Annotated in this window: 25 protein-coding genes; 11 read left to right on the forward strand and 14 right to left on the reverse strand. The window is 43.3% G+C overall.

The genetic code is table 11. The features are described 5' to 3' along the window. Positions 1–30 precede the first annotated feature (30 nt). From C3B73_RS00440 to C3B73_RS00460, 5 genes are all read right to left on the reverse strand, one after another. Positions 31–414: a hypothetical protein gene (locus C3B73_RS00440; RefSeq protein ID WP_103663662.1), complete on the reverse strand. Its 384-nt coding sequence runs from the start codon at positions 412–414 to the stop codon at positions 31–33. After that, a complete protein-coding gene (locus C3B73_RS00445) occupies positions 407–826 on the reverse strand; it encodes a phage holin family protein (protein ID WP_103663663.1) in 420 nt (139 codons plus the stop codon). Before C3B73_RS00445 ends, C3B73_RS00440 begins: the two co-directional genes overlap by 8 nt. Before the next feature lie 6 nt (positions 827–832). After that, positions 833–1,045 (reverse strand): hypothetical protein, encoded by a 213-nt coding sequence (locus C3B73_RS00450; protein WP_103663664.1) that lies wholly within the window; start codon positions 1,043–1,045, stop codon positions 833–835. A gap of 70 nt (positions 1,046–1,115) precedes the next feature. Then, the gene (locus C3B73_RS00455; RefSeq protein ID WP_103663665.1) at positions 1,116–2,339 is read right to left on the reverse strand and encodes an ABC transporter permease; all 1,224 of its coding nucleotides are present in this window, start codon (positions 2,337–2,339) and stop codon (positions 1,116–1,118) included. A 1-nt stretch (position 2,340) separates the two neighbouring features. Continuing rightward, positions 2,341–3,570 (reverse strand): ABC transporter permease, encoded by a 1,230-nt coding sequence (locus C3B73_RS00460; protein WP_103663666.1) that lies wholly within the window; start codon positions 3,568–3,570, stop codon positions 2,341–2,343. Positions 3,571–3,707: 137 nt separating this feature from the next. Here C3B73_RS00460 and bshB1 point away from each other — a divergent pair, with 137 nt between their 5' ends. Further along, positions 3,708–4,451: a bacillithiol biosynthesis deacetylase BshB1 gene (gene bshB1 / locus C3B73_RS00465; RefSeq protein WP_103663667.1), complete on the forward strand. Its 744-nt coding sequence runs from the start codon at positions 3,708–3,710 to the stop codon at positions 4,449–4,451. A gap of 74 nt (positions 4,452–4,525) precedes the next feature. Beyond that, positions 4,526–5,389: a hypothetical protein gene (locus C3B73_RS00470; RefSeq protein WP_103663668.1), complete on the forward strand. Its 864-nt coding sequence runs from the start codon at positions 4,526–4,528 to the stop codon at positions 5,387–5,389. Here C3B73_RS00470 and C3B73_RS00475 read toward each other — a convergent pair. The 3 genes from C3B73_RS00475 to C3B73_RS00480 form a co-directional block, all read right to left on the reverse strand. Continuing rightward, positions 5,376–7,361: a GNAT family N-acetyltransferase gene (locus tag C3B73_RS00475; RefSeq protein ID WP_103663669.1), complete on the reverse strand. Its 1,986-nt coding sequence runs from the start codon at positions 7,359–7,361 to the stop codon at positions 5,376–5,378. The two genes, C3B73_RS00470 and C3B73_RS00475, sit on opposite strands and share 14 nt — an antisense overlap. A gap of 92 nt (positions 7,362–7,453) precedes the next feature. Continuing rightward, positions 7,454–7,735, reverse strand: coding sequence for an inositol monophosphatase family protein (locus C3B73_RS14125; protein ID WP_269800966.1), 282 nt, complete (start codon positions 7,733–7,735; stop codon positions 7,454–7,456). After that, positions 7,735–8,265, reverse strand: a complete 531-nt coding sequence (locus tag C3B73_RS00480) for an inositol monophosphatase family protein (protein ID WP_269800967.1) — start codon at positions 8,263–8,265, stop codon at positions 7,735–7,737. The genes C3B73_RS14125 and C3B73_RS00480 overlap by 1 nt, the downstream gene beginning before the upstream one ends. Positions 8,266–8,414: 149 nt before the next feature. Here C3B73_RS00480 and rpiB point away from each other — a divergent pair, with 149 nt between their 5' ends. From rpiB to C3B73_RS00500, 4 genes are all read left to right on the forward strand, one after another. Next, complete coding sequence (rpiB, locus tag C3B73_RS00485; protein WP_103663670.1) at positions 8,415–8,852, forward strand: ribose 5-phosphate isomerase B; 438 nt, start codon at positions 8,415–8,417, stop codon at positions 8,850–8,852. A gap of 9 nt (positions 8,853–8,861) precedes the next feature. Then, positions 8,862–10,160 carry a serine hydroxymethyltransferase gene (gene glyA, locus C3B73_RS00490; RefSeq protein ID WP_103663671.1) on the forward strand — a complete coding sequence of 433 codons (1,299 nt, stop codon included), beginning with the start codon at positions 8,862–8,864 and terminating at the stop codon, positions 10,158–10,160. A 34-nt stretch (positions 10,161–10,194) separates the two neighbouring features. Continuing rightward, positions 10,195–11,025, forward strand: coding sequence for a twin-arginine translocase subunit TatC (gene tatC / locus C3B73_RS00495; protein ID WP_103663729.1), 831 nt, complete (start codon positions 10,195–10,197; stop codon positions 11,023–11,025). A 125-nt stretch (positions 11,026–11,150) separates the two neighbouring features. Then, positions 11,151–11,636: an FKBP-type peptidyl-prolyl cis-trans isomerase gene (locus tag C3B73_RS00500; RefSeq protein ID WP_103663672.1), complete on the forward strand. Its 486-nt coding sequence runs from the start codon at positions 11,151–11,153 to the stop codon at positions 11,634–11,636. Positions 11,637–11,645: 9 nt separating this feature from the next. Here the strand turns inward: C3B73_RS00500 and alr are convergent, their stop codons facing one another. Together alr and C3B73_RS00510 are read right to left on the reverse strand one after the other, a co-directional pair. Continuing rightward, positions 11,646–12,707 (reverse strand): alanine racemase, encoded by a 1,062-nt coding sequence (gene alr, locus C3B73_RS00505; RefSeq protein WP_103663673.1) that lies wholly within the window; start codon positions 12,705–12,707, stop codon positions 11,646–11,648. Between the two features lie 9 nt (positions 12,708–12,716). Further along, positions 12,717–14,321: a phytoene desaturase family protein gene (locus C3B73_RS00510; RefSeq protein ID WP_103663674.1), complete on the reverse strand. Its 1,605-nt coding sequence runs from the start codon at positions 14,319–14,321 to the stop codon at positions 12,717–12,719. Between the two features lie 118 nt (positions 14,322–14,439). Here C3B73_RS00510 and sppA point away from each other — a divergent pair, with 118 nt between their 5' ends. The 5 genes from sppA (at position 14,440) to C3B73_RS00535 (ending at position 20,307) form a co-directional block, all read left to right on the forward strand. Further along, complete coding sequence (gene sppA, locus C3B73_RS00515; RefSeq protein ID WP_103663675.1) at positions 14,440–16,230, forward strand: signal peptide peptidase SppA; 1,791 nt, start codon at positions 14,440–14,442, stop codon at positions 16,228–16,230. A 7-nt stretch (positions 16,231–16,237) separates the two neighbouring features. Then, positions 16,238–17,086, forward strand: coding sequence for an MBL fold metallo-hydrolase (locus C3B73_RS00520; RefSeq protein WP_103663676.1), 849 nt, complete (start codon positions 16,238–16,240; stop codon positions 17,084–17,086). A gap of 172 nt (positions 17,087–17,258) precedes the next feature. After that, positions 17,259–19,601 carry a TonB-dependent receptor gene (locus C3B73_RS00525; protein WP_232802877.1) on the forward strand — a complete coding sequence of 781 codons (2,343 nt, stop codon included), beginning with the start codon at positions 17,259–17,261 and terminating at the stop codon, positions 19,599–19,601. A gap of 21 nt (positions 19,602–19,622) precedes the next feature. Continuing rightward, positions 19,623–20,051: a copper resistance protein NlpE gene (locus tag C3B73_RS00530; RefSeq protein WP_103663678.1), complete on the forward strand. Its 429-nt coding sequence runs from the start codon at positions 19,623–19,625 to the stop codon at positions 20,049–20,051. Between the two features lie 25 nt (positions 20,052–20,076). Then, positions 20,077–20,307 carry a hypothetical protein gene (locus C3B73_RS00535; protein WP_103663679.1) on the forward strand — a complete coding sequence of 77 codons (231 nt, stop codon included), beginning with the start codon at positions 20,077–20,079 and terminating at the stop codon, positions 20,305–20,307. 147 nt (positions 20,308–20,454) lie between these two features. Here C3B73_RS00535 and rho read toward each other — a convergent pair whose 3' ends face one another. From rho to C3B73_RS00555, 4 genes are all read right to left on the reverse strand, one after another. Then, on the reverse strand, positions 20,455–21,996 hold the full coding sequence (rho, locus tag C3B73_RS00540) for a transcription termination factor Rho (protein WP_103663680.1): 1,542 nt from the start codon (positions 21,994–21,996) through the stop codon (positions 20,455–20,457). 120 nt (positions 21,997–22,116) lie between these two features. After that, positions 22,117–23,370, reverse strand: a complete 1,254-nt coding sequence (locus tag C3B73_RS00545; RefSeq protein WP_103663681.1) for a bifunctional folylpolyglutamate synthase/dihydrofolate synthase — start codon at positions 23,368–23,370, stop codon at positions 22,117–22,119. Then, complete coding sequence (locus tag C3B73_RS00550; RefSeq protein ID WP_103663682.1) at positions 23,367–24,221, reverse strand: aminotransferase class IV; 855 nt, start codon at positions 24,219–24,221, stop codon at positions 23,367–23,369. Before C3B73_RS00550 ends, C3B73_RS00545 begins: the two co-directional genes overlap by 4 nt. Next, positions 24,211–24,741: a TlpA family protein disulfide reductase gene (locus C3B73_RS00555; protein WP_103663683.1), complete on the reverse strand. Its 531-nt coding sequence runs from the start codon at positions 24,739–24,741 to the stop codon at positions 24,211–24,213. Before C3B73_RS00555 ends, C3B73_RS00550 begins: the two co-directional genes overlap by 11 nt. Positions 24,742–24,764 lie beyond the last annotated feature (23 nt).

A 24,764-nucleotide genomic window follows, 5' to 3' on the forward strand; every position in this document is an offset into this window, starting at 1 on the left:
TTACAGGTGAGAACAGATTTTAACCCCGGATCAATTTCGGTCAGATGTGTCTTTATGCTTTAATTCAGCAATTTTTTCATCCAGGTAGTCTAAGAGTAAGCTTAGTCCTTTTTTTGCAAGCACCTTTTTGATCTCACGCGAAATGCCGGAATCAGTTACACTGCTCCCGCTTTGTGTGTTTGATGATAAACCCGAAGAATTCTTGCGGTCTCTGCCCAGGAAAAATCCCAGAAGAACTGAAGCTCCGACAATTGGAAGCGGATATCTTCGAATTATATTCTTTGGATCCATATTGGATGAAACCCCTTCCCTCACATCGTCGATAGATCTATCCAGATCGGACTGAATGTTGGCCAGTTCGGTTTCCAGTTCTTTTTTCTTCTTTTCCAGATTTGACAATTTAGCGTCAGACATTATTCTCGGATTCTTTGTTAGAAGTTTTTTCGGTGAGCATTGCTTTTTCTTCCAATTCCTTTTTCTCAATAGAGGTCAGAAGTTCATCAAGCATCTGATCCTGAATTTTTTTAACGATCGATTTAGGCTTGGCGATAACCAAAACCAATCCGGCAAGTATGATAGGCGCAGAAACAATGGCAAATCCGGCCCATTCTTCCCCAACCAGATCCCCAATAAAAATGGACATGGCGATCAATGCAAATACCAATCCGAGTGCAAGGATCGTGTATCCGACCAAACTTTGAACCGACCTTCCTACCCAATAGGTGATCTCACCACTGATATTCAGAATGGTAAGCTCCATCCTCTTTTCTACATATTCTTTAAGCTCGTGAGTCACGTGCTTGATGCGTTTTCCCAGGTCATCCATGATACCTTAATCTTCAGAAGTGAAAATTTTTGAAACCACAAATCCAACAGCTAACCCTAATACTACAGATTTAATTGGATTACGACGGATCGTATCTTCCGTCCTGTTTTTGATCTCATCGAGTCTCATCTGAAGCTCTTCATCTTCCAGAATAACCCGTCCCCGTTCAATTGCACTATCTAAGCGTTCATTTAAATTTTGCAGGATCTCTTCGTTCATATCATTGCCCTATTTTTTCTTTTAATATAACAAATTGAAACGGATGCTTAAATCGATCAATTGCAAAAAGTTATTCATACCGTAAACTTTCTATCGGATCCAGCTTAGCTGCCTTAAATGCCGGATAAACCCCGAACAAAAGTCCGATGATCAGCATCCCTACAAATCCCCCAACTACCGACCAGATAGGTACTACCACTTCGGTCTCGATCCAAACTGCCATCAGGTTCCCGACACCAATCCCAAATATCATACCGATAATACCTCCAAGCTGACAAATGAAGACGGCTTCCATTAAAAATTGATTGGTTATGGCCCTGCGCGTGGCACCAACAGCTTTCCTGATTCCAATCTCGCGGGTTCTTTCCGATACAGATACCAGCATGATATTCATGACCCCGATACCTGCTCCCAGCAAGGTTATAAAACCTATTGCAAAACCCCCAACAAAGAGCGCATAGGTAAACGTATCGAAAGTACCCGCCAGACTTTCATTGGTTGAAACCTCAAAATCATTATTCTCTCCGGGATTTACCTTTCTGATCACTCGCAAAATACCCGTGATCTCATCAACCGTGCGTTCGATCAAGTCGATCTCCGGTGCTTTTACCTGAACTGAGATACTGCGATTTTTACCGTACATGTTCATCGCTGTGGTGTATGGGATCAACACAAAGTTGTCAAATGATTGCCCGAATATTTGGCCTTTGGCCTTTAAGGTTCCAATGACCTGAAATGGTTTTCCCTTGAACCGGATTTCCTTCCCGATCGGGTACTGGGTATCAAACAAAACATTGGATACATCTTTACCGATAATTACCACATTCCTGCCATATTGAATGTCATCACTGTTAAAGTTTCTACCCTCATCTATCTCATATGAATTATTATCAAGGTAATTCTCATTACTCCCTCTTACACCGACATTTGGCTCTGTTTCGTTTTCCATGAAGGAGATCTCAGCTGTGTCAAAATATTCATCAGGACTCATGCCTCGTCCAAGCTGCATCTGATCTTCAAGTCGCTCTGCAGTTTCAAAGGTAATATCTTTACGGTTGCGCACATCTTCATCCAGAGAACCCATCTGTACAGCTGGGGTTTTGGTCACGACGATCACATTACTTCCCATGATACTCATCGTGTTCTTGAAGTAATTATCCAACACAGCCACCGCTGTTGTAGAGACGATCACTGAAAATACACCAATGACCAAAGCCAGTAATGTAAGACCTGAGCGGAGTTTATTGGCTTTGATCGAATCGTAAGCCTGACTAATCGTTTCTTTTATCTGCATATTATTCGAACCTTAAGGATTCAATTGGGTCTGATTTAGCTGCACGATAGGCCGGGATAAATCCAAATAACACTCCAACAGCCGTACAGATGCTGAATCCGAGAATTACTACACCAACATTCATGACTGCAACAAAAGCCTGATTGATCAAAATAGTTAATCCACCTGCTAACGCCACACCGATCACACCACCAAGCAAACAGATGGCTATGGCCTCCATCAGGAACTGAAGCAGGATCTCCCATGATTTAGCCCCCACAGCTTTCCTGATTCCGATCTCTTTGGTTCTTTCCCTGACCGATACGAACATAATATTCATAACCCCGATACCCCCAATCAAAAGGGATAAACCACTTAGAATAAAACCCACTGCATATATACCGGCTTTCATTCCGGCCAGCTGTTCCTTAAAGGCTTCAGGCTTATTCAAAGAAAAGTCATTATCCTCTGCTGCATCAAGTTGCCGAATTCTTCTCATAATTCCTTCAAGCTCATATTCTCCCTCCAGCATGGCTTGTTGATCTTCAAATTTGACCCCGATCTGTAAACCGCTTCTTAACCCATATATATTTTGATAGGCTGAGATCGGAATAATGATCCGGTTGTCCGTATCCTCCAGTCCCATGAACTTGCCTTGCTTTTCAAGTACTCCAACCACAGTAAATCTCTTTCCCCCTAAGCGGATCTGTTTACCTAAGGGAACTTCAAGTTCAAATAACGATTCTTTCAGAGTGTTACCGATCACCGCTACATTTGACCCCGTCCTTACCTCCTGATCCACAAACATTCGACCGTCTTCAATATTCAAACCCTGAATTTCAAGGTAATTTGCAGTGGCCCCATTCAATCCTACAGATTCCGCACTTTTTTCTTTGTATCTGACACTTACCCCACGGCTTGCTGATGCCGCCACATTGGTCGCATATTCACTGTACTCACGGATTTGTTCAATATAATCGAGATCCATTTCTTTCCTGTTTCTGTACTCCCACCACTTGTACTCACCTCCCATTCCCCAGGGCCACTTCTCTACATACACCACATTTTGCCCTAACATAGACATACTTTTCTCAAAGGTAATGTCCATACCTGTGGTTACGGAATCCACCACAGTTACCATGGTGATGCCGATAATGATACACAAAGCTGTGAGCGTGGATCGAATTTTATTCGTTTTGAGAGCCCCATAAGCGATCTTGGCTCCCTCACTAAAACTATTTAGAAATCTCATATATGTTATTCGTGGTTCGTTGTAAGGTTACGGATAAAAAAACAATTCGTTGCACCAAAAAGGTGATTTTTTATTTACGAACCTCACAACAATATCTGTTATCTTTTTGCCAACCAGAATAAGCAACCTGATCGTTTATGAAATTAGATGTACTTGTTTTCGCCTCACACCCAGATGATGCTGAACTTGGCTGTGGCGGTACCATAGCTTCGCTCACTAAATCCGGAAAGAAAGTAGGCATTATTGACCTCACAAAGGGTGAAATGGGAAGCCGGGGTACTGAGTTAACCCGCGCAAAAGAGGCTAAAAAAGCGAATGAGGTTATGGGAGTGAGTTTCAGGGTCAACCTGGACCTGGGAGATTCCCTCCTCCCTAACACCCGTGAAAATCAGATCAAGATCATTGAACAAGTACGAAAGACCCGGCCGCATATTTGTATTGCAGGGGCTCCTTTCGACCGCCATCCTGACCACGGTAAGGGTACCTCGCTGGTACTTGATGCGTTATTTTATTCCGGGTTGAAAAAGATCCCAACTTCTGATGAAGCCGGCACTCCACAAGAACCGTGGCGACCATCACATATCCTGCATTACATTCAAGACAGACCGTTTGACCCGGATTTTGTGTATGATATTTCAGAACATTGGGAAACCAAAAAACAGGCAATTCTTGCATTCAATACACAATTCAATGTGGAAGAACCGGGCAACGAACCGGAAACTTACATTTCATCCGAGAATTATTTTAAACAACTGGAAGCACGTGCCCGATATTTTGGTCACCTTGCCGGTTTTACTCATGGTGAAGCCTTTAAGTATTACCTGTCGCCCACTCCATTACGTTCCATGAATGTCTTTTTTGAGCACGCGCCAAAGCGTTAAATTCTATTCGGTGGAGTAACTTCATACGTTATTCATGCACTATAAACACCTTATGATACTTAAAGAGGTGTCAAATGAAACATCAAAAACTACTTACTGTTCTCGTATCAGGAATTGTGATCGTTAGTAGTATTTCTGCATTATTTGGGATCTTTAGCTCAGATGGCCCCGGCAAATTCGTGTATGAATCTATACGAGGAGAGGCTGTAACTATTTATGGATTCGGCATCTATAAACATATGTCGTTTGAGGTAGCCATTCAGGGGATCGCACAGGATATAATCACCCTATTCATCGGAATACCGGCATTAGTGATCAGCTTTTTCTATGCGGTGAAAGGTTCTTTAAAAGCCCAACTGATATTTTCAGGTGCTACATTTTACTTTTTTGTCTCATACCTGATGTATCAGCTGATGGCCATGTACAATGAATTCTTCCTTTCTTATGTGTTATTGACCGCCTCTGCATTCTTTGTTCTACTGCTCACTTTACATTCGTTAAATCTAAAAAAGGTGCAGTACGCCTTTTCAGAAAAAGCAAAAACCTCATTTGGTGGTATATTTTTGATCCTTAACGGAGCTGCCATAACCCTGCTTTGGCTGAGCATAGTGGTTCCACCTTTGATGGACGGAACTCTCTATCCCGATGGAGTAGAGCATTACACGACGTTGGTAGTTCAGGCCGTTGATCTCAGCCTTCTGCTTCCGCTATCATTCCTTTTGGGGTACCTGCTCTACAAGCAAAAACCGGAAGGTTATGTTTACGGAAGTGTGTACTTGGTATTTCTCAGCATTATGATGACGGCCCTGTTATCTAAGATCATCTATATGGGGTTCAATGGGTTTCATATAATACCTGTCATTTTTATCATACCGATTCTTTTGGCATTTTCCCTAACCGGAGCCTATTTGATGTTGAGAGATTTTAAGGCTCAGTGATCGTGATCAGATCCGGTTCACTGCTCGTGTACCGATCGATATTCCGGGCAACTTCAATTCGCTTTATGAATGAATGGATTAGCTTTTCGTACAGTGCTTCGCCCAATACCTTATCTTCGATACCACTGTCAATATTTGGATTATCATTGACTTCAATAACATAGACTTCACCATTGACCTCTTTAAGGTCAACTCCGTATAGTCCATCCCCCATCAGCTTTGAAGCTTTAAGAGCAAAACGGATAACCTTTTCCGGTACCTTATCAATGGACATGGTTTCAGCGTTACCCTCCATAGGCTTGGTGCCTGAATTCCAATTGTAGATCTGCCAGTGACCTTTGGCCATATAGTACTTGCATGCAAAAAGTGGTTTTTGATCTAAAACACCGATCCTCCAATCAAAGTCAGAGGTCAAAAACTCCTGACCGATCACCAGATCAGACCCTTTGAACATATCGTCAAGTGATGATTTTAATTCATTGACTGTCTTAACTTTAATTACACCTACTGAAAATGAACTGTCCGGCTGCTTAAGGATAACAGGCATTGGGGTTGTATCCAGGTCATTGGCTGTAACCAAGCCTTTGATAAAGACTTTGGTGGCAGGCGTTGGAATTTTATTCAATTTCAGTGATTCGTGAAGAAATACTTTGTTAGAGCACCTCAAAATAGACCATGGGTCATCTATAACGGCTAAACCTTCAGCATAGGCTTTTCGGGAAAATTTATAGGTGTAATCGTTTACGTTTGTGGTATCCCGTATAAAAAGAGCATCGAACTCGGTCAGCTTATTGAAATCGTCTTTTGTGATGAGTTCAGTATAGACTCCCATTTTGTCAGCCACTTTTCGAAGCTTTTTTAGGGCTTTAGGATTTGAAGGCGCATGCTCATCTTCCGGATCGGTCAGTATAGCCAGGTAGTATTTGTAGGCCTTCATTTTAGTCTTTAGATACCTCCGGGCTTTAAAATATCCGGTAGCCATTTCCTGAACGAGTGCAATATCACCCTGATCAATTTTATTCAGACTTAATGATCGGACCTTCTTTATTTCCCACTTCTCATTTCGTTCAAATTCCACCTGAAATAAAGGATATTGAAAAATATTATAAAGGCTGTGCGCCAATAATTTAAACTCTTCATATAACGTTTTACTAAAGTATATATTCAGTGTGAACTCCTTTTCTTTCATCCCCTTCAAACTTGATTGAATGAGTCCATCAAGATCCTCCGTCAGTGACCTGACCAAACTGATATTTTGCAAGTCTCTGATGTTTGTCACATTTGGTATAGCTCTGTGTTCTCTTGCAGATGCCAGTAACGACACATAATACCCTTTGCTTTGATAACGGTATGAGTTACACAAATTAAAGACCCGCAGGGCTCTCTCTGAAAACAACCCTTTATTGGTGATGTAATCTTTAGAAGAAACAATGTCCAGGTTGTCTACATCAAGTTTAAGAGAACCGGGATCGTCAGTGACGATTATATTCTTGATCCTGCTCGCAGACGTATTTACGGATACAAATTTGACCATTTTATAAGCATCAATTCCGTCATCGTAATAATCCCTGCTTAGCTCAACCACCTCAAATCCTCTTTTCCTATACCAATCGATGAGTTTTTTATTGGCCGCTTCAGCTTCAAGGCTTATCCTTTCAAATCCACTGTCACCTGCAATGGACTCTGCATGCTTAAGCAAGGCATCCCCTATACCCTTTCCCTGATAATTCTTTGAAGTAGCGATCGAATATATCCGAAGAGTTCTTTTATAGGCATACAAAATGAGTGCACCACAGACCTCTTTGTCCCCTTTAGTGGCGCAATCTGCAACCCATACCTGTTGAAAGTTACTTCTGAGTGAAAGCAACAGTGTACGCCTTGAGCTTTGCTGAAATAAAGGAAAAACACTTTTCTCGATATTCAGGATCGATTCAAGGTTTGAGATTGTCCCCTTTCGGATATTAAGATCCATAGTACTGTTATTGAGTTTTAGAACACCATAATAGTACTTTTTTTACTGCCTGATGCGGTTCAGTATAAAATAATTCTTTACCTGAAACGAGGTTAAACCGTCAGCTCATCCTTCCTAAAGCATTCCTGAATTTCTTTGATCAAAAAATCACACATTGGTTTATTTCCGGCGATGATCCTCTGCCCAAACAGCCAGTTACTACCACCCGTCCAATCCATAACGGTTCCACCCGCCTCCTGAATGATCAATGAACCGGCAGCGACATCCCAGGCACTTAAACCATACTCGTAGAATCCTTCAAAACGTCCACAGGCAACATTGCAGAGATCCCAGGCAGCGGTTCCCGGCCTGCGCACCCCATGTGTTTTACCCATCATTCGTTTGAATATAAGACCAGGTAGTTATCAACCAGATCCAGGTCTTTATATGGAAACCCGGTTCCAATAAGGGAAGCAGATGGATCCGTTTCCTCTGATATCACGATAGGATCCCCATTTCTGAATGCTCCTCCCCCTTTAACTGCATGAAAGACCTCACCATTGGCAACCTCCATAACCAGACCCACCACGGGTGTTTTATTCTCCCAAAGAGCAATGGAAATACAATAAGCCGGAAATCCATGTGCGAAATTTGTCGTTCCATCAATAGGGTCAATGATCCAGACTCTCCCCTCCGGCAAGCTTACTTTTTGCTCGGATTCCTCCGCAAGGATCTCATCGTTAGGAAAAGAATGTATTATGGTTTCGATGATCTTTTTCTCTGAAGCCAGATCCGCATCTGTAACCAGATCGTTCTTACCCTTCAATTTTATCTCAAAGGATGAATCCTTTGTGAAATCGCGTATGATCTTTGCAGCTGCCCCAGCTGCTTTTTTGGTTACTTCCAGCTCTTTTTTATAACTCAAGATGTTTCCTTTTGTTAGTTAATCGCATTAAAGATATCAAGCACTGCCTGTCAATACCAATTTGTAAGAGTAAATCCCTATTCCTTCTTTAATATCATGCAAAAAATGAGGATATTCACAGCCCAATTTCTTACCCAAATCTTATTTCAATGATCATTCCAATTGCCAGCGACCATGCCGGATATCCGGCCAAAGAAAAAGTCATACAGATACTGAAGGACCTGGGCCACGATATTGTGGATTTTGGCACCCATTCTGAGGATTCCGTCGATTATCCAGATTTCGCAGTTCAGGTAGCTGAAAAGATCAATGAAGGAGAGTATGACAAGGGCATCTTAATTTGCGGAAGTGGTCAGGGTGTGTGCATGACGGCTAACAAGTACCCTAAGGTAAGAGCCGGTTTGGTGTATTCCCGAAATTCTGCTGAAATGACCCGTCTGCATAACAACGCCAACGTTTTGTGTATGCCTGGCAGAGAGCTGAATGAAGATCAGTTAAAAGAGTTTGTAACGGTATGGTTGTCCACAGAATTTGAAGGTGGAAGACATCAGCGCCGTGTTGAAAAAATTGAATCCCTAACAAAATAAGAACCTTACATGAAGTCAATACAGGATCAGGACCCAAAGATCTTTAAGCTGCTTGAAGAAGAAACCGATCGTCAGAACTATAACCTTGAACTGATCGCTTCCGAAAACTTTGCTTCCAAAGCCGTTATTTCGGCCATGGGAAGTGTACTGACCAATAAATATGCCGAAGGCTATCCGGGTAAACGATATTACGGCGGTTGCGAGGTCGTGGATGTAGTTGAAGATATTGCAAGGGATCGGGCAAAAGAACTATTTGGAGCTGACTGGGTCAATGTTCAGCCACACTCCGGTGCCACAGCCAATGCGGCCGTTTACCTGGCTTGCATGCAGCCCGGCGAAACCCTGTTAGGATTTGATCTTTCTCATGGGGGGCATCTCACTCATGGTTCTCCTGTTAACTTCTCAGGCATAACCTATAATGCCGAGTTTTACGGGGTTGATAAGGATACAGGTCGGCTGGATATGGACAAGATCCGGGACAAGGCCAAAAAGGTAAAACCTAAAATGATCTCGATCGGAGCTTCAGCGTATCCTCGCGATTACGACTACGCAGCTTTTCGTGACATTGCTGATGAAGTTGGAGCCCTGCTCTGGATGGATATGGCACACACAGCCGGTTTGATCGCAACCGGGAAGTTAAAGGATCCTCTTCCCCACGCTCACGTGGTCACCACCACCACTCATAAAACCCTGCGAGGCCCAAGAGGCGGTATGATTCTGGTGGGCAAAGACGGCGAAAATACCTTAGGTGTAACCGCACGAAAATCAGGTCGCACTAAAAACTGGGGTGAGATCTTTGACTCAGCTGTTTTTCCGGGCACGCAAGGCGGCCCACTTATGCATGTTATCGCAGCCAAAGCCGTTGCTTTTGGTGAAGCCCTTGAGGATGGATTCAAAGCCTATCAAACACAAACTCAGAAGAATGCCAAAGCATTGGCCAATAAATTCATGGATCTGGGTTATGATCTGGTCAGTGACGGAACCGACAACCACCTGATCCTGATCGATCTTAGAAACAAGGGATTGAACGGTAAGATCGCCGAAGAAGCCCTTGGCAAAGCTGCTATTACCGTTAATAAGAATATGGTCCCCTTCGATACCGAAAGTCCTTTTGTGACCTCCGGGATCAGGATCGGTTCACCCGCAATGACCACACGTGGACTAAAAGAAGCGGAATTTGAGCAGATCGCCGTACTGATCGATAAAGTACTGCAAAAGCCTGAAGACGAAGACAATCACAAGAAGGTGGAGCAGGAAGTCAGAGACCTGTGCGATAAATTCCCACTTTATGATTTCGTAACCACTTAAGGAAGGAACACTCGCATTGGAACAACGGCAGATCATGCAAGGCACTCCTCCTGAGGCTAAAAAACCGGCTGACCGCACGGATACCATGTCTTTTCTCGAACATCTCGAGGAACTTCGCTGGAGGATCATAAAGGGACTGGTAGGCATATTAGTTGGTATTGTCATTGCTTTTGCCTTTTCAGATTTCTTTGTTGAAGACGTGATGCTGGGTCCAACCCGATCCGATTTCTTTATGTATGATGTACTTCGGGTGGAGGCCGAAAACTTTGAGCTTCAGAGCCGTCGCCTGCCCGGACAGTTTTTTACTTTTTGGGGAACCTTGTTTGTGATGGGCTTCATTATAAGTTCACCGTTCTTCATCTTTCAGATGTGGTCATTTATAGAACCTGCCCTTGAACGCAAGGAAAAGAAAAAAACCTTCTTCAGTGCATTCTTCATTACCTTTTTCTTTTTACTCGGTGTGGCCTTCGGGTATCTGATACTGGTGCCCTTTGCCTTACAGTTCTTTGCACAATTTCAGATATCTGACATCATACGCAATGATTTTGATATCAATGAATACTTCAGTTCTGTTGCCATGTGGGTGGTGGCCTGTGGCATGATCTTTCAGATCCCTGTGGTTAGTTATTCACTCTCCAAGATCGGAATATTAACCCCTGTTTTGTTGAGAACCTACCGCCGACACGCTATTGTGTTATGTCTGGTCATTTCGGCCATGCTGACCCCACCCGACCCAATTTCACAAATTCTGATCGCCCTGCCACTAACCATACTCTACGAAATATCAATATGGGTAAGCGGATACGCCAACAGAAAACGAAAGAAGGAACTGGATGAAGCTATCACAGGAGTTAAAGAAGCTTAAGGTAAGAATCACTGGATGAAAGCCTGATGTGGCATTATGGATTTGAAGCCTTATCTTAAGTTATAATAAACAAGCTATCGAAAAGTTATCATCAAGACATTTCAATTAACCACTCAAACCTTACAATGACAATCAGTAAACGTATTTTTTCCTTATTTCTCCTATCTCTTTTTACCATCGGTTTTATATCCTGTGACAATGATGATCCTTTTGAAGTGGATTACTCTGAGGTACCTGAACCTTTTGACATCAGCAATGCAGAACGCGTTGAAACCGAAACCGGCCTGATCTATTATATTGTTGAAGAAGGAACCGGTGAGTTCCAGGTTCAAAGAAGAGATCGAGTACAGGTATTTTATACCGGGCGGATCAACAATACCGGCGAGATCTTTGACAGCTCTTACCGTAACAAAAATACAAGCCCAACTGATTTCGCATCTCTTGAAAATTTGATTGCAGGCTTTCGTGAAGGTCTCATTGGTATGAAAGAAGGCGGTAAAAGAGTACTCATCATTCCACCTGAATTAGGTTATGGCAACTCACCATCTTCAAGATTAAGTGATGACACCCTTCGCTTCGATGTAGAACTGGATCAGATCATCAGCGATTAGAGTACTTTCTTACTGATCCAGATATACTCTTTTTATCTTTGGGGATAAGGCCGTTGTGATCTCATACGGTATAGTCCCCATTTTTTTTGCCCATAGATTAGCCGACAGATCCTTGTTTCTAAGGATCACCACTTCGTCCCCGATATCCGGTTTTTGACCGGTTACAAATACCATAAAATAATCCATGCTGATGGTTCCCACCTCATCTATCAGGGTTCCATTCAGCTCAACCTGAAACCCGTTGGTTAATCCCCTGAAAATTCCATCTGCATAGCCAACCGGAACCACTCCGATCCACCCATCCTCTGAGGCCGTCCAGCGACTTCCATATCCCACCATTTCTCCTTTCAGAATCTTTTTGACCTGAACCAGATTCGACTTCCATTCTATAACCGGTTCCAGTTCGGGAATCTCGTCTTCACCGGGAGCATACCCGTATAAACAAACACCGGGGCGGACGGCATCGTAATATAGATCCTCCTCTCCATAATAAAAGATCGCGCCACTGTTTGCTGTGTGTGTCATGAGCGCATCAGGAAACTCCGCCCGAATACTTCGAAACGTACTCAGTTGTTCTTTAACTCTTGGATGATCATTAACATCAGAATTTGCAAAATGCGTATAGATACCGGTGTAGTTGAGTGGATGATTTGCCATTTTTTGGCGAGCCTCGCTTACCTGATCCGGAAGCATGCCCAGCCGAAACATCCCGGTATCAAAATGCAGGTGAGCTTTGGTGTCAGGTTTTAACCTTTCAAAAACAGATAGGTCTGAAATGGAAGCCGTTATATCGTATGACTTATATTCTTGTTCTCTTCCGACCGGTGGTATTTCAAAAACCAGGATCTCATTTTCGATGCCGTTTTCTCTAAGGCTTACGGCTTCATCCAGCTTTGCAGTACAAAACCATTCCACTTTATCTTTTAAAAACTCTGCTACCGGTAATATTCCGTGTCCATATGCTTCATCTTTGACGACAGCCATACATATTACCTCCTCACCTACTTTGTTTTTAACCGCATTCAGGTTATTGAGGATCTTACCGAGATGTATGTATAAAGTGGAACTCAAACTTTGTTATTAACTAAATGAAAAGAATTTTTTTCGATGTTGTTTCAGGATCACCTGAGCGGCATTATGTCCGGCTGCTCCAAATACACCACCTCCCGGATGGCATGAAGCACTGGAAAGATACAGATTACGGATAGGGGTTTCATATTTACTCATTTCAGGAATTGGGCGAAACATGAACATCTGATCAAAGCTCATTTCTACATGCATCACGTTTCCTCTCAGTAATCCATGCTTTCGTTCTATATCCAAAGGGGATTGAATGTACCAGTCGATAAGCTTGCCCTTCATATTTGGAGCATAATCAGTAACCACATCATAGATCTTCTGTGCTTCTCGCTCACGAATATCATCCCAATTTAATCCATTAGCAAGTTCATAAGGATGCCATTGTGCCCAGGCAAATAAGGTGTGATTTCCATCTTTTGCCACTTCCGGGTCAATTTTGGAAAAGGTCATACACAACACCGCCGGTTTTTCAGGTGGTAATTTCTTTGTGTAATCACCGATGGCATTATTCATATACTGAACCGAGGGAGCCAAAAGCTGTATTCCATTGTGGATATCCGGATCACCCGGGGCGGCTGTGTAATCCGGCAGTTCCTCAACCGCACAGCGTATGACCATACCAAAACCGTTTCCTACATTGATATTCTCTACCTTGGTAAAAAGGGAATCATCCAGATGATTCCTTCCCACCATTTTCAGCATGGTGGTTTGTACATGGGCATTTGAAACTATGATTTTGGCTCTGAATTCTTCACCGGTTTCGGTTCTAACCCCAATGGCTTTTCCATTCTCGATCAGAATGTCCTGAACGGGATGCCCGGCTCTGACCTCCCCACCGTGTGCTTCGATCATATTCTTCATAGCCTGAGTCAGCATACCGCTACCGCCCTTGGGGTGTTTGGCCCCGCTTTGATGCAACATCGATTGCCAGCCGGCAAAATCTCCGGTTGCTGAATGGTCTGGTAATGGCCCTGATTGAGCCGCAAACCAAAGGATAGCAGCTTTCATATAGGGACTTTCAAAGGCATCATCCACCACTTTACCATAGCTGGAAAATATCTTCTGTAATCCGGCTGCCTGCTCTCCCTTTTTGAACATGGCTCCATCCTTGATCTGTGCCTTGGTCATTTCAGCAAACAATCCACCGGTAGTTGGAGTGGTCATGAAAGCTTTTAATACTCCTTTGTTGATCTTCCCCCAGTAATCTATAAATTCCTTATAGTTCTTGACATCTTCAGGTGCTACTTTAGCAATAGATTCAAGGGTGCGTTCCACATCCTTCCAGAAATGTATGACCCCTTTTCCGGTTGGCACCGGATACGACATGATAGGATCCATGTCAATATACTCCAGCCCATATTTTTCAAGTTCAAGTTCCTCAATAATGCCGGTTTGATGGATCATGATATGAACCGAAGAACCAACATCCATCCTGAAACCGTTAGGGTTTTCATCCGATGAAAACATGGTTTCGGTTCGAACCGCACCACCTATAGTGGTATCCCTTTCAAGTACAAGGACCTTATAACCGTTTTTTGCAAGGTAGCAAGCTGTTACCAGGCCATTGTGACCGGAACCAATAACGATGGCATCAAAAGTTGACATAGATTTATGAGTTTTTGGATGGAATGAAGTGGAACTTTTACTAAGTTGGGCTAACAGAAACCAAACTTATATTCATTCCATTACACGTATTCTAAAGTACTTTAAATAATACACAATCATGACTTTTTTTAAATCCTTTTTAGCCTCCTGCCTTGGCATTTTTGTAAGTGTTATTTTGCTGATGCTGGTATTCTTCATCTTTTTGGTATCCAGTTCGTCACAACCACTGCCTGATGTTAAAGATAACAGTGTCCTTACCATTGAAATGACAGGCAACCTGCCGGCCCGTGTCTTGCCCAGTCCATTTGAGACCTACTTTGACCCTGCTGCAGGCAATAAACTATCTTTGGTTACCCTGAAGGAAAACCTGGCCAAGGCCGCCGCTGATGACCGCATCAAGGGTGTTTGGATCAAGGCTAATTTAATGAGTGCCCCGTGGGCAAACCTTGAACAGGCTTATGATCATCTAAAGGAATACAAAGAGAGCGGTAAGTTTCTCTATTTCAGTACAGATGATATTGGAATGAATGAGCAGTCCTATTACCTGGCTACGGTGGCCGACAGTGTTTTCAGCCCACCCTACACTAACTTTGAATTTGATGGTTTTATCTCTCAATTCACTTTTTATACGGACATGCTGGATAAGATCGGGGTTGAACCTGAGATCTTCAGAGTTGGTAAATATAAATCTGCTGTGGAGCCCTTCCTGGAAACTTCAGCCTCCCCTGAAAGCCGGCAACAGATCTCTGAGATCCTGAACGCAGCCACTTCCACATTTACGGAAGCTGTGGCCGCCAAAACCGGACGTTCTGTTGAAGAGATCACAGAATTAATGAACAGTGCCCCCGTCAACCGACTCGAAACTGCTCATGAATTTGGACTCATCGACGATCTTTTATTTGAGAATGAAGTGGAACACCTGATCAAAGAAAGAGTTGGCTTAACAAAAGATTACGACCTGAACCGCATCTCATTCAAAAAATATGGTCAAATACCCGCTGCTTCTGCCGGTGTTGAGAGTCCATCTACCTTTGACCGCATCGCGGTGATCTACGCTGATGGAGCCATTATGCCGGATCTGGGCACTGACAATCCATTAGGATCATCCGGAACGATCACAGCAGAAAACATCCAAAAGCAGGTCAACGAGGCATTAAACAGCTCCTCTGTTAAAGCCCTTGTGGTTCATATAAACAGCCCCGGCGGCTCAGCTACCACATCTGATCTCATTTGGAACACCCTGAAGACCGCTTCTGAGAAAAAACCTGTTGTGGCTTCAATGGGTGGCGTTGCAGCATCAGGTGGTTATTATATGGCCATGGGTGCTGATACGGTTGTAGCGAATGCAAATACGATCACTGGTTCCATTGGGATCTTTAACCTTTTATTTAACGTAAAAGAATTGACTGAAGACAAGATCGGTCTGGACTTCGAAATTTTAAAAACGCATCAGTATGCGGATCTGCTTGATCTCACAACTCCCTTCACCCCAGCAGAAGGCCGTGTCATTCAGCAAAATGTGGAAAATGGTTACGAGGTATTTCTGAATCGCGTAGCTGAAGCACGGGGAATGACCAGAGATGAAGTACATGAATTAGCTCAGGGTCGCGTTTGGACCGGTTCAGCCGCACAGGAAGTTGGTTTGGTGGATGAGATCGGATCGATCGATGATGCCATTGCCATTGCCGCTGAAATGGCAGGAATGGAAGAATACCGCATTGAAAATTATCCAAAGCAGAAAGGATTATTTGAGGTACTGATGTCCGGCACCGAGGCCAAAGTGTACAGTTACCTAAACAGCTGGTTCCCGTTCACGAGTCATGAAGAAGTGAGAAACTTAAGAATGTTGATGAATCAACCGGCCGGCCAAAACTGGATGATCCTGCCAACAGAGATCTCAATCCGGTAAGTATTTTATGAACATAGGCCGATTTGAAATAGAGCAGTTAAGTGAAGGCATTTTTGAGATCTTTGAGGATGGATTGATACAGAAATCAACCTTGTCTGAGATCAAAGAGGAATCGGGATTACCGGGAGTAAAAGAATCCTCTCATTATATAGGGATCAACCCTTTACTGATACGCGATGGCAAACATAATGTATTGGTAGATACCGGCCTCGGATGGGGCCTTGATCACCGTAGTTCCTACACGGATACCTCTAACCTGCTCACCAACCTCGATATTTTCGGCCTCACCCCCGCTGACATTACCCATGTGGTTTTAAGCCACCTTCACTACGATCATGCAGCAGGGTCCACGTATGTGGATCATAACACTTCCACCCAGCCCACCATGTCGTATGCCAATTACTTTTTGCAGAAAAAGGAATGGTATTTTGCCCTGGAAGAAACCGCCAGAGGTCATCAGCGACCCGGAGCCGGATATCAGCTGGATGAGTTGTATAAACTGGCCGCAGAAGACAAACTTGTTTTGATCACCGATCAACAGTTTGAGCTTTTACCGGGTATTCAGATCATCCGTACAGGTGGGCATACGCCAGGGCATCAGATCGTAAAGATTCAGGATGCAGGTGAAACCGCATATTTCCTGGGAGACCTTATTCCAAGCGAATTTCATTTGAACCATTATGCCATGCGTAAAATGGATGTGAATGCCGTCGAATCGAAAAAGGCTAAAACATTGATCCTGCGTCAGGCTCTCAAAGAGAATGCGGTGTTACTGTTCTATCATTCACTTCATGCCAAAGCCGGTAAACTGGTACTGAATCAGAGTAAAAAGTTTGCGCTTAAAGACATCCGATAGATGATTCTATCGCATTAACTGCCTATTTATTTTGCAAGATTTGATAAATATCCTGTCTTCTTTTCAATAATATCAGGTCAATAATTTATCATCTAAGAGTTTACCGCAAATGAAGCGCATTTCACTTCTATTTATTTTTACTGTTGTACCTTTTTTTGCTATTGCACAGACTGTGACTGTTAAAGATGCAGAAACAGGAGAACCCCTTCCCGCAGTTACTCTCAGCAGTGAAAACCCGACCTATTTTGTTACTACCGATGAAAATGGCAAAGCTGATCTTGCCCGTTTTGAAGGAATTGATCGAATTCAGGTTCGGATGCTTGGGTACAAAACCATTGTTCGGAGTTACTCACAAATCGAAGCAGACAGCTTCGAGATCTTAATGCAGGCAGTGGCCTTCGATCTTAATGATATGGTGGTTTCCGCCAACCGCTGGTCGCAAAGTTCATCAAACGTACCATCTAAAATTTCTACAGTAAGTCCTGAGGATGTAAGACTACAGAATCCCCAAACAGCCGCAGATCTGCTTAATTTGTCGGGTGAGGTTTTCATACAAAAAAGTCAGCAAGGCGGAGGCAGCCCCATGATCCGCGGGTTTGCTACCAACCGTTTACTTTATACCATTGATGGCGTGCGCATGAACACGGCCATCTTTCGCGGAGGTAATATTCAAAACGTGATCTCTCTCGATCCTTATGCCATTCAAAGTACGGAAGTCCTTTTTGGTCCCGGTTCGGTGATCTATGGGAGTGATGCCATAGGCGGGGTGATGAGTTTCAATACACTCACTCCTGCCCTCTCCAGAAATGATAAAATAGCTACTCATTTAGGAGCGTCTATTAGGTATTCTTCAGCTAATAATGAAAATACGGGGCATATTGACCTTAGTGTAGGCTCCGGGAAATGGGCTATTTTAAGCAGCCTCACCTATTATGATTACGGTCACCTTCGTCAGGGAAGCAATGGTCCTGATGATTACATAAAACCATACTATGTGGAACCCGGCTTGAATAACGATGAAGTGATCCTGCAGGATGATCCTTTGATACAGATCCCTACGGCCTACTCCCAGTTGAATGCCATGCAAAAGATACGCTTCAAGGCTTCTGATAAGCTCGAATTCAATTATGGATTCCACCTTTCTGAAACCACTCCATATGGTCGCTATGATCGCCACAACCGGATCAGAAATGATCTCCCGCGTTACGGAGAATGGAATTATGGGCCTCAAAAATGGTTGATGAATCATCTTAAGACAGATTATGTGAATCAGAATCTTTTATTTGATAACCTGAGTCTGAGCCTGGCACATCAGGTGTTTGAGGAAAGCAGGATCAGCCGTGACTTGAATAGCTCAACCCGTGAGAATAGAATTGAGGATGTATATGCCTACTCAGCTAATATTGATTTTTTAAAGATCATCAGTGAAAGGAAAACTCTGTACTATGGATTTGAGTACGTCCAAAATGATGTTGATTCCAAAGGGATCGATGAAGAGATCTTTAGCGGCGATAAACAACCCGGTCCCTCACGTTATCCTCAGGCGATCTGGCAATCGGCTGCGGCCTATGTAAATAATGAATTTGAAGTATCAGACCTGCTGACCCTTCAGGGCGGACTTAGATACAATCAGATCATGATCGATGCCGATTTTAACACTGATTTTTATCCTTTCCCTTTTGAAGAAGCGAACATAAACAACGGATCCCTCACAGGAAGCCTTGGTGCCGTACTTCGCCCTTCCGACAGCTGGATCATCAGTACCAATCTTTCCACGGCATTCCGGGCACCTAACGTAGATGATATCGGTAAGATCTTTGATTCTGAACCAGGTGCTGTGGTGGTACCTAATCCGGATTTAAAACCTGAGTATGCCTACAATGCTGATCTGGGAATTGCCCATACCTTTGGAGATTTTTTGAAAGCAGACGTAACCGGATATTACACGATCCTGGAAGATGCTATCGTACGCAGAAATTACAGCCTGAATGGGTCTGACAGTTTAATGTATGATGGAGTCATGAGTCGTATTCAGGCTCTTCAAAATGCAGCTGAGGCCCATGTTTACGGTGTACAGTTTGGTATTGAGGCTAACCTTTCGTCAGAATTGGGTCTAAGCTCAGACATAAACTTCCAAAAAGGCGAGGAAGAGCTTGATGATGGCAGCAGCAGTCCATCCAGACATGCAGCACCCTGGTTTGGTGTTAGCAGACTGACCTATGAGCTTCCGAAACTTACCCTTGAACTCAACTCGCAATATCAGGGAGAGAAATCCCATATTGACCTTTCCGTTAGTGAACAGGGTAAAACCGAGATCTACGCACTGGATGATAATGGAAATACCTACTCCCCGGCCTGGTACACCTTAAACTTCAAGGCATTGTATCAAGTGGGAACAAACTATAGTATCACTGCCGGACTTGAGAATATTACGGATCAGCGCTATCGCCCATACAGTTCCGGTGTATCTGCTCCCGGTAGAAACTTCATTATCTCTCTGAGTGTCAATATCTGATCACCCAAAAACTCACCTGATATGAAGACACTGATACTGATCCTAATTTCATTGATGCTTATTGGGTGTGTGCAAAAGAATCAGAGTAATGATCCTGAAGTTCCACAGGCTATCCCTGACGATCATACGTCACAAAATGCTCTGGATTGGTATGGCAGCTATTCAGGTCTTTTACCCTGTGCCTCGTGTGAAGGCATCAAAACTACGCTTGTTTTGAATGCAAATGGCTCGTATTCCCTAACCTTGAACTACCTCGGTGAAAGTGAACCGAATACCTTTGAAACGCAAGGATCCTTTAGCTGGAATGAAGCCGGCAACACTATCACCCTGGAAAATAAGGAAGCTCCAAATCAATATTATGTGGGGGAAAATTATATCGCAAAGCTGGATATGGAAGGAAACCGTGTAACCGGTGATCTTGCAAACATGTATATTTTACAAAAAGATTAAAAGTACCCTATTAAACTAAACCGACATGCTGAAATCTTTTCAGGAAGAACATCCCGCCATCTTTAATGCCATTATAATTGGTACACCTTCCCTCATTATCTTTTTACTGATCATTGTAACCGATCCCTTTGAGTTTAGCACGCTTGAATTAGCAAACCGCCTCATTGTTTACGTTATGATATTCATCCTCTCCTTATTTGGCGGACTACTATTTGGCGGTTTGATCAAGTGGATGATGTCCCGTTCCGTTAGATAGTCTTTTTAATTCATTCCACTATCGCTTCACCCAACAATATACTGTGAAAAGAAAAAAGGCCTGACAGGCTTATAACTTACAGACCGTTCTAAATACGACGAAACTCTGTTTACTGTTTACTGCTCACTGTTAACTGATCACTGTAAACTACTTATTCATAGAGATCAGGAATTCCTCGTTATTCTTGGTGCCCTTGATCTTATCGAGCAGGAAGTCCATGGCTTCATACGGACTCATATTCGTCAAATAACGGCGTAGTAATACCACTTTTTCACGTTCAGCCTCTGAAACCAGCAGTTCTTCGCGGCGGGTTCCACTTCTGAAAATATCGATGGCAGGATAGAGTCTTCTTTCAGAGATTCGGCGATCCAGGTAGATCTCCATGTTACCGGTTCCCTTGAACTCTTCAAAGATCACGTCATCCATACGTGAGCCGGTGTCGATGAGAGCGGTAGCCATGATAGTTAGAGAACCACCATTTTCAATATTTCTGGCAGAACTAAATAGTTGTCTTGGAGCCTTCAGTGCTTCTGAATCAACACCACCACTCATTGTGCGGCCTTTGTTGGATGCTACGACATTGTAGGCCCTGGCAAGTCTGGTGATGGAATCCATGAGCATCAACACATCATGCCCGCTTTCAACGAGGCGTTTGGCTTTTTCAAAAACGATCTCTGCCAACCCAATGTGGTTTTCCGGCTTTTCATCGAAGGTTGACGCAACCACTTCTGCATTTTTAACGGTGCGTTCCATTTCGGTCACCTCTTCAGGACGTTCATCCACCAAAACGATCAAGATCTTGGTATCGGGGTGATTCGCAGCCACAGCATTTGCGATATTACGCAGAATGGTGGTTTTACCTGTCTTGGGTTGTGCTACGATCAACCCTCGCTGCCCTTTACCAACGGGAGCAAAAAGATCGATCAATCGGGTTGTATGTTCTGTGGGCTCAAACTCCAGGCGGTACCGCTGGTCGGGGTGAACCGGAAGCAGATCCTCAAAATCCTGACGGTTATCCATATCATGTGGAATACGACCATTGACGCCTTCAATACGCAAGAGCGCAAAATAACGCTCCCCAACTTTAGGCGGGCGTATCACACCGATCACGCAATCACCCTGCTTCAAACGAAACCGCTTGATCTGCGAAGGTGATACATAGATATCATCCGGGCTCGCTTTGTAGTTATAATTCACGGAACGAAGGAACCCGTAGCCATCCGGTAGAATTTCAAGAGTTCCTTCGTTAAACAGATACGGCCCCAGATCAGGCTCAAGCTCTTTTATGCGTTCAGCCAGAGTACTTGCGTCAGACTCAGGCAATTTATTGTGCTCATGCCCTGCCCTGCGTTTTTTATTCTTATGCTGATGCTTCTTTTTCGACTTTTTATCATCGTTCTCATTCTTTTTCTTGTATGAGACGATATGGTCTTGACTGCCATAGGATTTCAGTTCCGAATCCTTTTGAGTGGAATCACTCCCAACTTCATTTTTCTCTTTAGCAGAGGATTTCGGTTCATCAGAAGATTGAGCTTTTTCGCGAATACTCTCGATCAGCTGAACTTTACGAATTCCGGTAACCCGTTTAATACCAATAGATTTTGCAATGGTTTGTAACTCGTGAAGCTTTTTACCCTCTAAGGATTCCAACTCCCCGGCCGAGATTCCGGCAGTTTGATTATCTGACATAAAATGTGGCTGTTAAAAATATATGATTCTTACTGAATTTTGGGGTGAACATCGTGCCAACTGTTGTACCAAGCGGCGGTAAAGGATATTCAATCAGGTAAGGATATTAGCGATGTATAGTTATGATACGTTTTGTGTCCATCGCCTAACGATGGGATAAAAGTAAAAACTTCCCATAAAAATTACTAACTCTGACTTCAATTCATTTAAAATAATTCCTGCGTTGCTTTCATCCATCCGCAGGGTAGAGATCTGTTTCTTAATATCGTCAAATTTAGCGGCTCTGTCTCCGCTTTGTTCTACAAAATATCGTTTGCCAAAATACCTGAAATTATCAAGGAAATCCGCTGTTACCTTGTCCTTCATAGCTGAGAACACAAGAACGGTTTCTTCAGGTGCTTTCAGCTCTTTAACCGCGTTCAACGATGAATTAAGAGCATCCTTATTATGTGAACCGCTGAAATACCAGTCATATTTCGGGTGAATCTTTTCGAACCTGCCCGGTGCCCCTTTAAAGTTTTCAATGGCCGTTTTAAACGAGGGATCACTCACGGGATATCGATCACTCAGAATTTCTTTGGCCTCCCAAACCGTTGCTATATTCCACATATTAATGGATTCCCTGAAGTGAGTGACAAACGAAATTTCCGGTTTATTGAGCGAAATAACACCTTCATTCCACTCGGGTTGAGCAGATCTTGCGTAAACAATCGGAGCTTTTCTTTTCCGAGCTGCTGCTTCACAAACCTGTTCCGCGGCTTCAGGCATTTTCCCAATGATAACGGGAGTCGATTTTTTAATGATCCCTGCCTTTTCACCTGCGATCTCCTCGAGGCTATCTCCCAGAATGTCCTGATGGTCGAGCCCCACACTGGTTATGACAGATAGCAAAGGCTGAATGATATTTGTTGAATCAAGCCTCCCTCCCAAACCGGTTTCTATGATCGCCAGATCCACCTTCATTTTCCTGAAATACCAAAAGGCAATAACGGTACTTATCTCAAAATAGCTAAGCCTAATATCCTCAAGGTGATTGCCCCATGCATTGAAAAATTCAAGCAATGCTTCATTTGGTATCTCTTCCATATCAACCCTGATCCGTTCGTTATATCGAATCAGATGGGGAGACGTAAACAAGCCTGTGGAATAACCGGCTTCATGATAAACCGTTTCCAGCAAATATCCGGTAGTACCTTTACCATTGGTACCTGCGATATGAACAGCCGGCAGTTCCCGGTGAGGATTACCGATCAGGTCAAAGAAAGCGAGCAGGTTATCAAACGAAAAATTCGCTGCGCTTGCCCCCGATTCCTGAAATTTTGGAATTTGATCCAGAAACGCCCATACATCCTCGATGCGGTCAAATCTACTCATTTACTCAGGTTTTCCATTTTATACGATTGAAAGGCCTTTCGCAGGTTCTCAACGGTTGAGTGACCGGTTTTAAACTTTATATCATCAATCGTTTGAACCTCCTGAATCTCGATCAGTGAATTCGTTAAGAAAACGGCGGTAGATTCATATAAAGGTCCCGGGGCATACTTCCCGGTATTAATCAGATGACCCATTTCATTCAGAAGATCTATGATGATCCCTCTTGTAATACCCGGAAGAATATCACATTCATCAGATGGTGTATAGATCTCGTCGTCTTTTATCCAAAACAGATTGGCAATGGTTGTTTCACTCACAAAGCCATTGACTGTTAACATGACAGCATCATCCTTTTGGCTCTTATTAGCCTCCTGAGCAGCCTTAATGTAATTGAGGCCATTACTTAGCTTGTATCTTCTTTCAAGTGCTTCTGAAGGAATACAGCGCGTTTGGGCTGTCATTAGATCAAGGGCTGCGGTTGACCGATCATATTCACTCACTTGTATCATCCTGGAGGATGTTTTTGAAGTACTTTTATAACCACGCCCGCCTTCTCTCCAGAATTGTATTCGAACCATCGCCTCATCATCAACCAAATGATTGGCATCAATGACTTCTAAAACCTCCTTCTTCAGTTCATCTGATTTGACCGGCATTTCAAGATCAAGGTAGGCTAATCCTTCCTTCAGTCTATCCATGTGATCATCCCATTTCAGGAATCTGCTTTTATAACTTTTGAGGGTCTCAAAGCAGCCATCACCATACATTATCCCACGGTTTTCGGGTGTGACAATTGCCTCACTGCCTTTAATAAGTGACCCATTCAATGATATGTAATGGTCATTTTTCATTTAAATACACTTTCAGGGAATCGTAGCCCACACCCTTCTGATAACCCACCTGTGAGTGAATGACTTCAGACTCTTCATCAAAAACAATGTAACTGGGATAGCCCGGTACCTTTAGATCATTGAATAACCTGGTTCCATCGGTGTATAAAAATGCAGGGTAGATCTGATCTTCCGGCAGAGACTCCTCAGCATCTTTGACCAATGCCGCAACTACCTGTAACGATTCTGATTCAAGTTGAACCTTTTCGATCTCCCCCATCATCAATTCCGACTTCTCTGACCAGCTGGCCCAAAACACCAGAACGGATTTCTTCCCCTTCAGATCACTGATACATAAGGAATCCGGTTCACCAATAAGTCGCATATATGTGGTGGTCAGAGAATCAGATTGTACTAAATTCTCTCTGAAGCGTTCATGTTGTTTGCTATTAAAATGGAAGGATGAGTACACTATGACCAACATGGTGATCACACCAATGGAGATCATAAATGGAACAAACTGCTCTTGTTTGAGACGCATAAATTTTTTGTTTTGAAGATAGA

This window comes from Gracilimonas amylolytica, from assembly GCF_002911695.1.
Taxonomy (GTDB): domain Bacteria; phylum Bacteroidota; class Rhodothermia; order Balneolales; family Balneolaceae; genus Gracilimonas; species Gracilimonas amylolytica.